Below are 14,328 nucleotides of genomic sequence, written 5' to 3' on the forward strand. Positions count from 1 at the left end.
GTGCGCTCGGCGGGGCTGGACCTGGTCAAGTGGGTGGCGATCGTGACCATGGTCGCCGACCATGTGCGGTTCATCTGGCCAGCAGCGCAGGGCCTGTTCATCGTCGGTCGGTTCGCGTTTCCCTTGTTCTGCCTGGCCATGGCGGTCAACGTGGCCCGTGGTGGCAACAGCAACCTGCGCTATCTCGGCTGGATGCTCGCATTCGCCGTATTGTCCGAAGCGCCCTATCGCTGGCTGGATCCCGACTCGCAGACCTTCAGCATCATTCCCACGCTGACCCTCGGCTTGTTGGTCGCATGGGGTGTACAGCATCCGCAGCCATGGGTTCGGCTGGCCGGGCTTGCTGCGGTTCTGCTCGCTGCGCTCTGCAGTGAACGCTTCATGTACGGCCTACCGGGTGTGTTGCTACCGGCCGGTTGGCTGTTGGCACGTCGCCAGGGCGGGCTGACCTGGCTGTTGCCGAGCCTGCTCGCCGTGGCGGGCAACCTGACCAACAGCTGGCTGCGCGGGCACCTCGGGGCCCCGGTGACCTTGCTCACCATGGTCGCAGCGACATTGGCCATTCCCATCGGCTGCCTGCTGCTCCGGGTCGAGCACTGGCCGGTGCCAGCGGTGCGACGTTGGGGCTATGGGTTCTACCCTGTGCACTTGTTGCTCATCAAAGTGCTTGTTTAAGCCTTGCAAATTGCCGAATCCATCTACGTTTTCACAAAACGAAACATGAACAGAACTGATAAAAATGCCAGTAGCCATTCCCGCTTGCGCGTTCGAAGATGAAGCGGCGCTGGACATCTGTGTCCCAACGGTTGCCCAGTAAACCCAACTTCAGTGGTCAAAGGTGCAGATCATGTCTGAAACAAAAACGGGCACAGTGAAATGGTTCAATGATGAGAAAGGATACGGATTCATCACGCCAGATGACGGTGGCGCTGACCTTTTCGTCCATTTCAAATCCATTGCGTTGGAAGGTTTCAAAACCCTGAAAGAAGGCCAGAAGGTCACTTTTGTAGAAGAAAAGGGGCAGAAGGGCATGCAGGCAGCCAACGTTCAACCCTCATAGAAAACCGGCACCTTGCACGAATCCAGCGAGCGCCCGAACGAGCGCAAGGTCCACCCGCACGGAGGTGTTGTTCATGTCCAGTAAAGTGCGTGACATAAGCCCGGTATCCGTATCTGCCGATCCTGGGACGGGGACAGCAGAACAAGGCATGTATTTTCTGCATGAGCCCGGCAAACAGTTTCGTGAGGGCCAAGCTGTTTCCTACGAAGTAGGCATTGATGAACAAGGCCGACTTTACGCTTTCAATGTGCAGATTGAAGTCGAACCCCCCGTGCATTGATCAGGCTGCTGGGCAAGGGGGGAGCCTTCAAGCTCCCTTCTTCAGTAACAGGCCTGCATCGGCGGGGCCCATACCAACCTTGGACGCGACCAGCCAGTCCTGCGGGTGACGCGCCAGCGCTTGAGGGGCTTTGAGAGGTTGCTGGCACGTTGAGTCAGCCAATCAGCTGAAGTGCCTCCTCCAGGCTCAAGGATCGCTTCATCCGTTGTGACAGCGTCGCCATGGCATCCGAATAGCCCTTGGCAATCACTGCCTCGACCTGTTCCCGGACACACTGCAAGGCAATGAAGTCGCCTTTCTCCGGCTCCCCGACGAACTCGATACGGTCCCAGTCCCGGGCATGCCCCAGCACCTCGTAGGTGCGCCCGTGCTGGTAGGTCCAGAAAAACGGCACATCGTTGTAGCGGCGCTGTTCACCCAAGATGTTGGCAGCGGCGATGACCCCAAGCTGCTGGGCCAGGCGCCAGTGCTCGATGCGCACCGGCCGACCGTCATGAGGGAAAGTAGCGATGTCGCCGGCTGCCCATAGCCCCTCGGCGACATGCAGTTCGGCATCGACCTTCAGCGACTGGTCCTTGCCCAGAGGCACGCCTTGCACGAAAGCAGTGGCGGGCTTCACGCCGGTGCCAAGCAGTACCAGGGCGGTGGCCAGTTTTTCGCCATTGGCCAGTTGCACGGCTTGGACTTTGTCCTGGCCGAGGAAGCGTTCGACCTCGGTCGGGCCATGAAAGACCACGCCCTTGCGTTCATGCAGCTCACGCATACAGCGGCCGATACGCTCACCGAGCTGCTTGGCCAACGGGACTTCGTGACGGGTGACCACATGCACCTGCGCGCCGTACTTTCGCAGTGCCGAGGCGGCTTCCAGGCCAATGAAGCTGTCTCCGACGATCACCACCGGCTGCCCCGGTTCGGCGGCATCGAGCAGGCGTGCGGCATCCTCGCGTGAGCGCAAGGTCATGATGCCGGGCAGGTCGACACCTGGCAGCTGCGGACGCACCGGTTTGCCGCCAGTGGCCAACAGGGCCGCGTCGTAATCGATGTGCTGGCCGTCGGCGAGGGTGATCTGGCGCTTTTTCGCGTCCAGAACCCGGACTTTGCCGAAGCGCCGATCCAGATGGCCTCTGCGCAGCTGGTCGGGTTCGATCAGGCTTGACACCTCGTCCGGCGCCATCTCGCCGGCAATGACGAATTTGCTCAAGGCGGTGCGGTCGTAGGCGGGTTGGCGCTCCTGGTCAAGCCAGATCAGGTGCCCGCCAAAGCCGTGGTCGAGGAGTGTGGCAACGGCCGCCGAGCCGGCAGCACCGGCACCGATCACCACGAAGGTGCGGGCATCGCTGTGACGCGGTGGCTCGTTCTTTGGCAACGGCTGGTCATCGACCCAGACTTCACCGTCTTTGACCCACGCCCGGTAGCGGCGCAGGCCGGTCAAGGCCGGAGGTTCACAGACCGCACCTTCGTCGACGGCAAACGCTGCCTTGTGCCAAGGGCAGACCAGCAGGCCGCCACAGACCACGCCTTCTTCCAGTGGCGCGCCTGCGTGCGGGCAGTTGCCCTGGTAGGCATGGACCTGGTCGCCCTGGCGGACGAGGATCATTTCTTCGTTGCCTGCCTGGACGCGCAATGGGCGCTTGGCATCGAGCTGTTCGAGGCGGGCCACGGCGTGCTGGGTCATCGGGCTTCTCCAAAGGGGCCTTTTGGAGACATTTGACGCCTGAGGGGCGAAGGGGATGCGTTGAGCTGACGATCGGCGTCCATGTGCTCGCCTCGGGATTTGCAGTGCCGATGAGATCGAGCGCTGCCCGCGCGGCGCTCGATCTCACAGACGCTGCAAACCTCCCGGCGAACGTACCAGAAAGCTCAATTGGCCGGTGCAGTCTTCAATGCACCGGCCCGGGTAACCCGCAGGGCCACCAGGCTACCCAGCACGATCAACGCGGCCAGCGAATACAGTGCGGCATCGGTCGAGCCGGTCTGGTCCTTGATGAAGCCGACCAGGTACGGGCTGAGGAACCCGGCCATCTGGCCCACCGAGTTGATGATCGCCAGGCCTGCCACTGCGGCACTGGCGCTGAGCAGTGCTGTCGGCATCGGCCAGAACATCGGCAAGCCGGTGAGAGCACCCATGGTGGCGATCGACAGGCCGAGGATGGCAAGGGTCGGGTTGCCGGCGAAGTTGACCGCGATCAGCAGGCCGACGGCGCCCATCAGCATCGGTACCACAAGATGCCAGCGGCGCTCGTTGCGCAGGTCGGCCGAGCGCCCGCAGAGAATCATGAACACGCCGGCCAGCAGGTACGGAATGGCGCTCAGCCAGCCGATCAGCAGCGGGTTGTCGAAGCCCATGTTCTTGATGATCGACGGCAGCCAGAAATTGATCGCGTAGACACCGCTCTGGATACAGAAGTAGACGAAGCCGAAGGTCCAGATCAGCGGGTTGGTCAGCACGGCCATCACGCTGTCGCCACGGGTCGCTGGCTTGCTGGCAGCGTCGGCCTCAAGGTCGGCGGCGATCAACTGGCGCTCGGCAGTGCTCAGCCAGGCGGCTTTCTGATAGCCGTCGCTGAGCAGCTTGATGGCCAGCACGCCGAGGAGCACGGTAGGCACCCCCTGGATCAGGAACATCCACTGCCAGCCGGCCAGGCCATGCTGGCCGGCGGCGAAGTGGTCGAGGATCCAGCCCGAGAACGGCCCACCGAGCAAGCCCGACACCGGGATCGCCGACATGAACAGGGCCATGATGCGGCCACGGCGGTCGGCCGGGAACCAGCGCGAGAGGTACAGCACCACGCCGGGGAAGAAGCCCGCTTCGGCGGCGCCGGTCAGCAGGCGCAGGGTGTAGAACTCGGTCGGGGTGGTGACGAATAGCAGGCAGGTCGACAGGCTGCCCCAGGCGATCATCATCGCGGCAATCCAGCGCCGCGGGCCGAAGCGGTTGAGCGCCAGGTTGCTCGGCAGGCCGCAGAGCACGTAGCCGATGAAGAAGATGCCGGCACCCAGGCCGTAAACGGTCTCGCTGAACTTCAGTGCGTCGAGCATCTGCAGCTTGGCGAAGCCGACGTTGACGCGGTCCAGGTAGTTGAACAGGTAGCAGATGAAAATGAACGGGATCAGCCGCAAGGTGATGCGCCGGTACAGCGCGTTGCGGGTGATGTCTGTGCCTTGGTCAGGGGCAGGGCTGTGTGCCATGATCGTGGTCTCTGTTGTTATGGTTGTCGCCGCGTCGCCTGTGCCGGCGCTCGCCCTGACGAGTCTCGGGGAGTGCGACGCGCCTGTCTTTGTGCATTTGCACAGCGTATCGTGCATGGCGCTGTGCTGCCGTACAAAAGCTGACACGTTTAAGGATCGCTGAATGTTCGAACTGGACCATGACCTGGCGCAGGATATCGTCGATCGGGCGATGGCCATTCTGCCGTGCAACGTCAACGTCATGGACAGCCAGGGGCTGATCCTCGGCAGTGGCGAGCCGGAACGCATCAACACCCGCCACGAGGGGGCGCAGCTGGTATTGGCCAATGGCCGGGTGGTCGAGCTGGACGTCGACGCGGCCAAGTGCCTGAAGGGCGTGCAGCCGGGGGTCAACCTGCCGTTGATGCTCGACGGGCGCCTGATCGGCGTGCTCGGCCTGACCGGTGAGCCGCAGCAACTGCGCACCTACGGCGAGCTGGTGCGCATGACCGCGGAAATGCTCCTGGCGCAACGCCACCTGCAGGTCGAGCAGCAGTGGCGGCGCCAGCGTTGCGACGACTTGCTGGCGTTGCTGCTCGGGGGTAGTGGCGATTCGCCGCGGCTGCTGGATGAGGCGCAGCAACTGGGCCTGAAACCTCAGTTGCCACGGGTGCCATGCCTGTTCGAGCTGCGCGCCGGCCCGCCCGCCGAAACGCTCTCGGCCTGGTTGATGAGCCGTTACCCGGAAAGCTGGTGCGTGAGCCCTTCGCGCGAGTCATTGCTGTGGTGCCGGCCGGCGGGCCTGGTGCTGGATGAAGCACGCCTGATCGAACGCCTGCAGCGCCACGGCTGGGAGGTTGAACGCCTGGCCCTGGGCGGCGCAGCGCAGAGCCTGGAGCAGCTGCGCCGCGGTTATCGACGCGTGCGTGACTTGCTGGCCTATGGCCGCGAGGTGCTGCCGCAAGAGCAAGTGCTGAGCCTCAACCGCTACCGCTTGCCGGCGTTGCTCTGGCGCCACCGCAACGAAGACGCGCTGGATGAGTTGCTGGAGCCGCTGCAGCGCCTTCGCGCCCGCGATGCCAGCGGCCAGCTGCTGAACACGCTGCGCGCCTGGTGCGCGCACGATGGCCAGAGCCAGGCTTGTGCCGATGCCCTGGGGATTCACCGCAACAGCCTGCGTTACCGTCTGGAGCGCATCGCCGAACTCGGCGAAGTGGACCCGTTGCGCCTGGAAGGCATGCTGAGCTTGTACCTGGGGCTGCAACTGCTGCCGGCCGACTGAACGACGGCAAAGGCATTTGCCCAAACAACGCCGCCGGGATTTTGTGCATCCGACCGAGGCCGGCGCGCCAGACAGCTGTCAGCATGCCCGTCATCAGGACAGGAGAATCCCATGAAAATCGTCATCGCCCCCGACTCGTTCAAGGACAGCCTCGACGCTGCCGGTGTCGCCCGTGCCATAGCCCTGGGCTTGAGCGAGGCATTGCCCGCCGCCGAACTGGTCGAATGCCCGATGGCCGATGGCGGCGAAGGCACCATGGAGGCGATCGTCGCTGCCAGCCATGGCGAACTGCGCCGCCTGACCGTGCGTGGGCCGCTGGGGCAGCAGGTCGAAGCCGGCTGGGGCTGGCTGGCAGACAGCCGCACCGCAGTGATCGAGATGGCCCAGGCCAGCGGTATCCAGCTGGTGCCCAATGGCCAGCGCGATGCCTGCCGCAGCAGCACCTGGGGCACTGGCGAGGTGATCGCCGCGGCGCTGGCGGCCGGGGCGCAACGTATCGTCCTGGCCATCGGCGGCAGTGCCACCAACGATGGCGGCAGCGGCATGCTGCGCGCCCTGGGCCTGCGCCTGCTGGATGCCGATGGGCAGGCGCTGGAGGAGGGAGGACTGTCCCTGGCGCGGCTGGCCCGAATCGATGCCAGTGGCCTGGACCCGCGCCTGGCCCAGGTGCAGGTTGAAGTGGCAGCCGATGTCGACAACCCGCTGTGTGGCGTCAATGGCGCCTCGGCGATCTTCGGCCCGCAGAAGGGCGCCAGCCCGGAGCAAGTGCAGGCCCTGGACCGGGCGCTTGGCCATTTCGCCGACCACTGTGCGCACTTGCTGGGTAAAGACGTGCGCGATTTCCCGGGTTGCGGCGCGGCAGGCGGAATGGGCTTTGCCGCCAAGGCCTTCATGGGCGCGCGCTTCCGCCCCGGGGTGGAAGTGGTTGCAGAGCTGGCAGGGCTGGATGCGCTGGTGCAGGACGCTGACCTGGTAATTACCGGGGAAGGGCGCTTCGACGCGCAGACCTTGCGCGGCAAGACCCCCATGGGGGTAGCGCGGGTAGCCAAGCGTCACGGGGTGCCGGTAGTGGTGCTGGCAGGGACCTTGGGCGAAGGCTATGAACAACTCTATGCCCACGGGATCGACGCCGCGTTCGCGCTGGCCAGCGGGCCCATGACCTTGGAGCAGGCTTGCGCTGACGCCGCACAATTGTTGCGAGCGCGCGCCGGAGACATTGCCCGTGTCTGGCGCTGCGCCGGTGGCTGGCGTTAGCGCGATCGCAATCACCGCCAGGCACAGGCCAGGGTTTTCACAGCACGCATGGCTTTTCCTCGATACCGTTGAAGGGCGGGTAGTCACGCAACTGCGCCGGCGACAACGGCCGGCTGAAGTGGTAACCCTGGGCGATATCGCAGCCGGCGAGCTTCAGGCACACCACCTGCTCGCGGGTTTCGACCCCTTCGGCCACCACTTCCAGCCCCAGGCGCTTGGCCAGGATGATGGTCGAGGACACGATCGGGCTGTCGTCGTAGCTGTTGGACAGCGGCGCGATCAGCGAGCGGTCGATCTTGAGTTTGCTCAGGGGTAGCGCCTGCAGGTGTGCGAAGCCGGCGTAGCCGCGGCCGAAGTCATCCAGGCTGATGCCCAGGCCAGCGGCACGCAGGCGATGCAGGTGATCGACCGCAGTGCCTTCCGGGTCGAGGATGGTGGTTTCAGTGATCTCCAGTTCCAGGCGCTGTGGGTTGATGCCCTGCCGCTGCAGCGTGGCCAGCAGGCGGGTGCTGAAGTCGGCCTGGCGCAACTGCATGGCCGAGACATTCACGGCCAGGCATGCTTCACGGCCCTGTGCGCCCCAGCAGGCCAGCGCGTCACAGGCCAGGCGCAGCACTTCCCATCCCAGTTCGATGATGAAACCACTGCGTTCGGCCAGGCTGATGAAGCGGTCTGGGTAAAGCAGCCCGAAATCGGGGTGATCCCACCGCACCAGGGCCTCATAGCCCAGGACAAGGTGGCTATCCAGGCGGATCTGCGGCTGGTAGTGCAACACGAACTGGCGCTCGGTCAAGGCCGTGCCAAAGGCTTGCTCAAGGGTGAACGCCTGGATGTCGGCAAGGTTGAGCGAGGGGTCGAAGAAGCGGTACTGGGCGCGCCCGGCCTGCTTTGCCGAGTACATGGCGGCATCGGCGCTGCGGATCAGGCTGTCGATGTCCTGGCCATCACGCGGGCAGATGCTGACCCCGACGCTGGGGCTGGTGTTGACCTCCTGACCGTCCAGGGCATAGGTGGCCGAAAGCTTCTGCACCAGCGTACGTACCCAGCTGTTGATCTGCTCCTCGCTACGTTCGCCCGCCAGCAGCACGACGAACTCGTCACCGCCAAAGCGCGAGGCCTCGTCGCCGGGTTCGAGCAGGCGCTGGATGCGACCGGCCACTGCCTGCAGCAGCAGGTCGCCGATCTTGTGCCCGAGCGAGTCGTTGATCGACTTGAAACGGTCCATATCGATGAACAGGATGGCCATCAAGCGGCGCTTGCCACGCTGCCGGGTAAGCGCCTGCCCGGCGATTTCGACGAACTGGCGGCGGTTATGCAGCCCGCTGAGGTGGTCGGTGGCGGCGGCATGGCTGCTACGCCGGTGTTCGTCTTCCAGGCGGCCGATCAACTGCTGGTTGACTTGCTGCGCGTGCTCCAGGGCGGTGAACGCCTCCTGGCGCTTGCGCAACAGGCGCAAGGTCCAGGCCAGGCTGGCGAGGATCATCAGGGTCATGCTCAGGTTCAGCCAGAACTGCCGCGAATAGGCCAGCGCGGACGGGGCCAGAATTTCGTCATGACGCTGGCTGACCATCACACTGAAACCACGCTCGGGCACCCGCCGGTACAGGCTCTGGTAAGGGACCCCGGAGGCGTATTGGGTCAACTGCCCGGTGACCGCGCCGGCATCGGCCATGTCCGGCTCGAAGCGGTCGCCCGCCACCACCACGCCGCTGTTGTCGATGCGCAGGCGTTCATCGCCGTTGTCCTGGATAAGGCGCATCGAGCCACCCTTGCCAAGGTCGATGTGCTGGAACAGGACCGCCAGGTAGCCGATGTCGAGTTGCACCACGAGAATGTTGTCGATCTCCCGGCCCGGCAGGTCGGTCAAGGGCAACAGGAAGGGCAGGCGCCAGTTGGTCAGGGACACTGGCGAGGCAGCTGGGGCAACACGGGGCAGGAAAGGCTTGAAGCCATAGTGGGCGACATGCACCTTCAATTGCTGCAGCCAGTCCGTTGGCAACTGCACGGGTTCGTCGCTGTGGCTGGCGGACAGCAGCCGTCCCTGACGGTCGTACAGACTCATTCGCTTGAACACCGGGTCTTCTGCCAGCAGCCTGGCCAGGCTGAGGCTGCCTTCGCGCAGCGTCTTCATGTCGTCCTGGGTCACCCGGCCCACGGCCTGGGCGCGGTCGACCAGCTGGCGCAGGCTCTCGGCAACGATACTGGCCAGGTTCAGATGCTCGGCCGCCTTGGCTGCCAGTGCGTCCTGGCGCGAGGCGGCCTTCTGGGTGACGTGCAGCCCCCAGAGGAAGGTCAGGGTGGCGGCACAGAGCATCAGGATCAGCAAGCGCAGGAGGCTTGCGGATGAGAGAGAGCGACGAATCACTGCTGGTTTTCCCGACCCTGGGTGATAGTCGAAAAATACGACAGGCAGATGACAGGCTCATGACGGATGGCTAATTGCCTTCAAGGTTTTCCCCGATCCGCCAGGGGCGCCTGTATGCGCGCTGTTTCCTCCTGCAGGTAAGTGATCAGCGCGGTGATCTCGGTATCGCCCAGCCGCATGTTGGGCATGGCCAGGCGGTTGTACTGTTCATAGAGCAGGGTGGCCAGCGGTTCCTTCTCGGCCAGCATCTGGTCCGGTTCCTTCAGCCAGCGTATCAGCCAGCTTGGGTCGCGTTGCTGGGTGACACCGAGCAGGTCAGGGCCGATGCCGGGTTGGCCGGGTTCGGTATTGCCCACGGTGTGGCACGAAGAGCAGCGGGTGCGGAAGATCTGTTCGCCACTGCTGGGCGGGCGGATCTGCGGTGCGCTGGCGTAGTCGTTGGTCGTGGCACTGGCCTGTTTCCAGTTGTGCAAGCTGTTGCCGAGGCGGTCGGCGAGGATGTACGGGCTTTCGAACGGTGAGGCCTTCATCCAGCGGCCAGTGGCCTGGTTGCCGATGATCAGGCTCAGGTTGTGGTCCCTGGAACGCCCGTTCTCAAGGCCTTCGATGTACAGGCCCAGGCGCCGGCGCAGCTGTTCGATGGCTTCGGGTTCGCCGGTCAGCAGCGTCCAGCCGGGGCCGATGCCGAATTTCTCGGCATAGCGTTTGAGGGTGGCGGGGGTGTCGTTGTAGGGGTCGATGCTGATGGAGTAGAGAAAGATGTCCTTGCCCACCCGGTCACCGAGGATCTTCTGCACCTGGCGCAGGCGCGCGGTTTCCACGGGGCAGGAATCGGAACAGCCAGTGAAGATGAAGTTGATCGCCACCACCTTGTCCTTGATCAGGTCGTCGAAGAAGCGCACCGTCTTGCCGTCCTGGGTGACCAGCGGGGTATTGGGAAAGTAGCTGGAGCCCCACGGTGTGGCAGCCCCGTCCGATGCTGGCGACTGCGCCGATTCAGCTGGCTTGATCGGCCAGTAGTGAGTACCGGCAGCGAACAGGGTGAGGGCAAGCAGAACACGCCATGACAGGGCCATGATGTCATTCCTCCAGTGATGAGGCAGCCGGGGCCGCAAGGCGGCCCCCTTTCAGTTGAACAGTCACTTGATGCTGATTGGCGCCGTCACGCTTTGCCCCAGTGCCGACTTCACGGTGACCGTCGCCGGTGTCGCCGGGCCGCTGCCGGTAGTGGTCACCGACAACCGCCAGCGGGCCCCGCTGCCTGCCGCCGTCAGCGTCGCCGTGCCCAGGTTCAGCGGGCCACTGGTGGTGGCTGCGGTCACGCTGATGCTGTTGCCGCTGGCCACCGAGGTGGTGCCGGAGATGTCCCAGGTGTAACGGTTGTTGCTGCGTACCTGCACAACGGCGCTGCTGACCTGGACCTGGTCCGCTGCTACGGCAGGGCTCACCGCGACACTGACCGTGGCCTGGGTCAGCGAATCGGCACCTTTGGCATCACGCGCCGTGTAGGCAAAGCTGGCGGTGAACGGCGTGTCGACCGTGGCCGGCGGGGTATAGGTCACGGTGGTGCCATCGGTGCTGACCGTACCCTTGCCGGAGTCCGGCTGGTTGAGGTCCCTGATGGTCAGCGGCAGGTTGCCTTCGGGGTCGGTGTCATTGGCCAGCACATTGATCACGATCGGCTTGCCGGCTGTGGTCGCGGCGCTGTCGTTGTTGGCCACCGGTGGCTTGTTGGCGGTGTCGGTGCTGGTATTGCTGGCGGTGCGGAAGGTTGGCAGGCCTACCGATGCCATGTACTGCACGCCATCCCAACCCGGCAGCGGGGTCGGCATCACCTGGAACTGGCCTGGGTGCTCGATGTCCCAGCGCAACAGCATCGAGTTGTCTTCGTGCTGGGTGTTGTGGCAGTGCTCCATGTAGGTGCCGGCGAACTCACGGAAGTGAATGGCCATTTCCACTTCTGCCGAGGAGTCAGCGTCCGGGCCGATGCGGTAGACGTCCTTGCGTGCCCATTTTTCCCATTCCGGCGGCGCCTTGCCGTCACGGCTGAGGATCACGCCTTCCTCGAAGTGCACATGCACCGGGTGGCTCCAGCCGCTGCCGCCGTTCTTGATCTTCCACACTTCCAGGGTCCCGTCGCCGCTGAAACCGGCCTGGGTCGCTTCGCTGGCCAGCTGCGCTGCCGCAGCGATGCGCCGCGGGTCCATGCTGTAGCCGAAGCCACCGTCGGTCTTGATGGTCCAGGGTGTCGTGTCGGTGCCATCGGAGCGACCGAAGGTGAACTCGCGATGGCGGGCGGCCTTGATCCTGGCCTGGTCGGCCACGGCATTGCGATCGATCACCAGCGGGATCATCTTCAGGCCTTCGGCCTTGCCCGGCTTGGCCGGTTCATAGGCCGTCGGATCCATGCTCAGGTCCTGGCCGCTGTAGGGCTGCACGACCAGTTGCATGACCTTGCCCACCACCGGGTCACCGTTGTCCCACTGCGGGCCGTTGCTGGTCTGCTTGATCACGGCCTTGTACTTCTCGGACAGCACGTCGGCCAGCGGGATGGCCTGTTTCGGACCCTTGCCGGTTTCATGCTCCATGATGTTGACGATGTACAGCTTGTCGCCGACCTTGATCCCGTTCTTGGCGAAGTTGATGATGATGTCGTAGCGCTCGGCGATGCCTTGCAGCGGCAGGATGCCGTTGTTGTCGTCGGTCTTGCCGTCGCCGTTGAGGTCCATGGTGCCGTCGAACGGCACGGCGTGTTCCATGATGTTGCCGTCATTGGCGATCATGTGGAATGGCACGCGCACGTAGGACACGTTGGAGCCGGAAGGGCCCTTGAACTCGCCACTGTTGCCGGCAACTTCACGCACCACGGCAAACTTGAAGTAGCGCGACACCGAGCCGTTGAGGATGCGGAAGCGATAGCTGCGGGCGCGGACCTTGAGCTTGGGCTGGTACTGCCAGTTGACCAGCACCTGGTCACCGAGGAAGCCATCGGTGTTGAACGGGTTGAACCACAGCTGACCGTTCTGATCCCAGGCCTTGTCGGCGATCACCAGGTTGACGTCGTAGTCGCGATTGCCCCAGGGCATCCCCGAACCGCTGGGGAAGCGCAGGTTGACGCCGTCCTGCAGGGCTTCGTTGCCACGGTCGATGGCGCTGTAGTAGTTCATCATCACGGCGTTGCCCTTGTAGACGTTCTGCGCCGTGAAATCCAGCATGTGGTCGTGGAACCAGTGGGTACTCATGGTTTCGTGCCAGTCGCCCCGAATCTTGATGCTGCCGTTCTCGCAGGTCTTGAGCCCCGGGTTGGCGTCGTTGACGAACAGGGTTTCGCCCGGCGAGCAGGGGAAGGCGGCGCGCGGGTCTTCGGCACGGGTGTTGATGGTGTCGTAACCGGCCAGCTGGATCGGCCAGCGATAATCGTAGTACTGGCCGGGGAAGAAATAGGCGTTGGCGTAGCCATCGCTCTCGGCCGGCGAGTGACCGTTGTGCTCGTGGGTGGAGATGGTGTGCAAGCCGAAACCTGCGTTGGCTGCCGGGTCGATCGGCAGCGCGTTGTAGTGGCGCATCAGCACCGGCTGGCCATAGCGGACCATCAGCAGTTTCGGCGGGAAGGTACCGTCGAAGGTCCACAGCGACTTGTGGTTCTGCAGCGGGAAGTTCGGGTGAAAGCGTGGGTCGATGCCCTTGGTGGTGCCGAGTGTATTGGGGATGTCCGAGGTCTGGTAATACAGCCCACCCGGCGCGAACTCGCCGACGGCATAGTTGTGCAGTTGCTTGCGGTCACGCAGCCCCTGGTTGATGCGTGCGCCTGCCTGTGCGGTCTTGAACGCAGCCTGGGGGTAGAACTCGTTCCAGCGCTGGTGCGACCAGCCTTTTCCTGGTGGCCGGCCTTCTGCCGGCGAGCCGACCGAATTACGGTTGAGGAACATTTCGATCTGCGCTTTCCACGGGTTGCGGTCCAGCGTGTTGGCGTACTGGGTTGGGTACGGGTACAGGCCCGGTTGCTTGAGGAAGGCTTCCAGGGCATTGCCGTTGGGGCTGCTGCGAGCGACCACGTTCGGGTCTTGCGCAGGTTCCGGGCCGAGTGTGGGTACCGGGAAGGTCAGCGTTGGTGGCGGCAGGTTGGGGTCGAGTTTTTCCGGGCCGAATTCTTCGAACAGCAGCAATTGCTGGGTGAAAGGCTGCGCACCGAACAACGGGCTCGGCTTGCCGTTGGTTGGGTAATTGCGCGACGTCTGCAGGGCAGGCGGCAGCACGTTGTCGACGCGGTTGCTGGTACGGTCACCGTAAACCCCGTTTTGCAGTTCCAGCGAACCTTGGTTGGCTTCCGGCAGGTTGAACAGGTTCAGCAGCGCGGGCGTGGGGTCAGCCGGCTGGTCATCATAGTGCGACGGGTCTGTCGGCGGCGGCTGGCTGACATCATCCAGCGAGGCGGCCATGGCTGAGATCAGCCCGAGGCTGAGCATCAGTGCGGTCACGGCTGACAATCTGAAGGCGTGGCTGGTGGGGTGGATCACGGCAGGTGTTTTCATTGCCTGGTGCCTCGCTCGCGGCTAAATGGCTAAGAGCCATCAATGGCGTATTGCCGGGTTTTTATGGCCTGAGCAACGGCTGTGCCAACGGAGCCTTGGGTAATACTTTGTTAAACAAACCTTTGTGATGCCTGAGCTGCGTTAAATGACAGGGTGTCAATGATCGGGTGTAGACCCCCGAAATTGGGGTGTAGCGGCACCCAACTGCGGTGATCGCACTGGTGACAATTCTTGTTCAGCGCTGTATACATGACGGCCACCAAGGGGAGCCCGGCAACGGGCTGAGAAACCGCTGGCAGCTGCAGCGCGGTGACCCTTCGAACCTGATCCGGATAATGCCGGCGAAGGGATGGGACCGCCGACCTGCCTTTTGCCGGCCTCACTGCG

The 14,328-nt window shown here is 63.9% G+C and carries 10 protein-coding genes and 1 riboswitch; of the genes, 5 read left to right on the forward strand and 5 right to left on the reverse strand.

The features are described 5' to 3' along the window. The 3 genes from HU738_RS11235 to HU738_RS11245 all read left to right on the forward strand — a co-directional run bounded on the left by HU738_RS11235 (position 1) and on the right by HU738_RS11245 (position 1,340). A complete protein-coding gene (locus tag HU738_RS11235) occupies positions 1-675 on the forward strand; it encodes a TraX family protein (RefSeq protein WP_186602315.1) in 675 nt (224 codons plus the stop codon). 172 nt (positions 676-847) lie between these two features. Then, the gene (locus tag HU738_RS11240) at positions 848-1,060 is read left to right on the forward strand and encodes a cold-shock protein (RefSeq protein WP_186602316.1); all 213 of its coding nucleotides are present in this window, start codon (positions 848-850) and stop codon (positions 1,058-1,060) included. Between the two features lie 73 nt (positions 1,061-1,133). Beyond that, positions 1,134-1,340 (forward strand): hypothetical protein, encoded by a 207-nt coding sequence (locus tag HU738_RS11245; protein ID WP_186602318.1) that lies wholly within the window; start codon positions 1,134-1,136, stop codon positions 1,338-1,340. Positions 1,341-1,494: 154 nt separating this feature from the next. On the opposite strand, the gene HU738_RS11250 is transcribed toward HU738_RS11245, so the two are convergent. Both HU738_RS11250 and HU738_RS11255 read right to left on the reverse strand, forming a co-directional pair. Beyond that, positions 1,495-3,015 carry an FAD-dependent oxidoreductase gene (locus tag HU738_RS11250; protein WP_186602320.1) on the reverse strand — a complete coding sequence of 507 codons (1,521 nt, stop codon included), beginning with the start codon at positions 3,013-3,015 and terminating at the stop codon, positions 1,495-1,497. Positions 3,016-3,200: 185 nt separating this feature from the next. After that, on the reverse strand, positions 3,201-4,529 hold the full coding sequence (locus tag HU738_RS11255; RefSeq protein ID WP_176506297.1) for an MFS transporter: 1,329 nt from the start codon (positions 4,527-4,529) through the stop codon (positions 3,201-3,203). A gap of 163 nt (positions 4,530-4,692) precedes the next feature. Here HU738_RS11255 and HU738_RS11260 point away from each other — a divergent pair, with 163 nt between their 5' ends. Continuing rightward, on the forward strand, positions 4,693-5,790 hold the full coding sequence (locus HU738_RS11260; protein WP_186602321.1) for a sugar diacid recognition domain-containing protein: 1,098 nt from the start codon (positions 4,693-4,695) through the stop codon (positions 5,788-5,790). Positions 5,791-5,901: 111 nt separating this feature from the next. After that, complete coding sequence (locus HU738_RS11265; RefSeq protein ID WP_186602322.1) at positions 5,902-7,044, forward strand: glycerate kinase; 1,143 nt, start codon at positions 5,902-5,904, stop codon at positions 7,042-7,044. 37 nt (positions 7,045-7,081) lie between these two features. Here the strand turns inward: HU738_RS11265 and HU738_RS11270 are convergent, their stop codons facing one another. The 3 genes from HU738_RS11270 to HU738_RS11280 form a co-directional block, all read right to left on the reverse strand. Next, on the reverse strand, positions 7,082-9,409 hold the full coding sequence (locus tag HU738_RS11270) for a putative bifunctional diguanylate cyclase/phosphodiesterase (protein WP_186602323.1): 2,328 nt from the start codon (positions 9,407-9,409) through the stop codon (positions 7,082-7,084). A gap of 80 nt (positions 9,410-9,489) precedes the next feature. Then, entirely contained in the window at positions 9,490-10,485 is a 996-nt protein-coding gene (locus tag HU738_RS11275; protein ID WP_186602324.1) for an SCO family protein, read from the reverse strand. A 63-nt stretch (positions 10,486-10,548) separates the two neighbouring features. Continuing rightward, complete coding sequence (locus HU738_RS11280) at positions 10,549-13,941, reverse strand: Ig-like domain-containing protein (RefSeq protein ID WP_186602325.1); 3,393 nt, start codon at positions 13,939-13,941, stop codon at positions 10,549-10,551. 252 nt (positions 13,942-14,193) lie between these two features. Then, positions 14,194-14,308: riboswitch (TPP riboswitch) on the forward strand. Positions 14,309-14,328: the final 20 nt, after the last annotated feature.

This window comes from Pseudomonas vlassakiae, from assembly GCF_014269035.2.
Taxonomy (GTDB): Bacteria; Pseudomonadota; Gammaproteobacteria; order Pseudomonadales; family Pseudomonadaceae; genus Aquipseudomonas; species Aquipseudomonas vlassakiae.

What these genes read in the sequence shown, in the direction of transcription:
- HU738_RS11240 (WP_186602316.1), top strand. Translation starts at nt 848, where the DNA reads ATGTCTGAAACAAAAACGGGCACAGTGAAATGGTTCAATGATGAGAAA.
- HU738_RS11245 (WP_186602318.1), top strand. Translation starts at nt 1,134, where the DNA reads ATGTCCAGTAAAGTGCGTGACATAAGCCCGGTATCCGTATCTGCCGAT.
- HU738_RS11250 (WP_186602320.1), bottom strand. Translation starts at nt 3,015, where the DNA reads ATGACCCAGCACGCCGTGGCCCGCCTCGAACAGCTCGATGCCAAGCGC.
- HU738_RS11255 (WP_176506297.1), bottom strand. Translation starts at nt 4,529, where the DNA reads ATGGCACACAGCCCTGCCCCTGACCAAGGCACAGACATCACCCGCAAC.
- HU738_RS11260 (WP_186602321.1), top strand. Translation starts at nt 4,693, where the DNA reads ATGTTCGAACTGGACCATGACCTGGCGCAGGATATCGTCGATCGGGCG.
- HU738_RS11265 (WP_186602322.1), top strand. Translation starts at nt 5,902, where the DNA reads ATGAAAATCGTCATCGCCCCCGACTCGTTCAAGGACAGCCTCGACGCT.
- HU738_RS11275 (WP_186602324.1), bottom strand. Translation starts at nt 10,485, where the DNA reads ATGGCCCTGTCATGGCGTGTTCTGCTTGCCCTCACCCTGTTCGCTGCC.
- HU738_RS11280 (WP_186602325.1), bottom strand. Translation starts at nt 13,941, where the DNA reads ATGAAAACACCTGCCGTGATCCACCCCACCAGCCACGCCTTCAGATTG.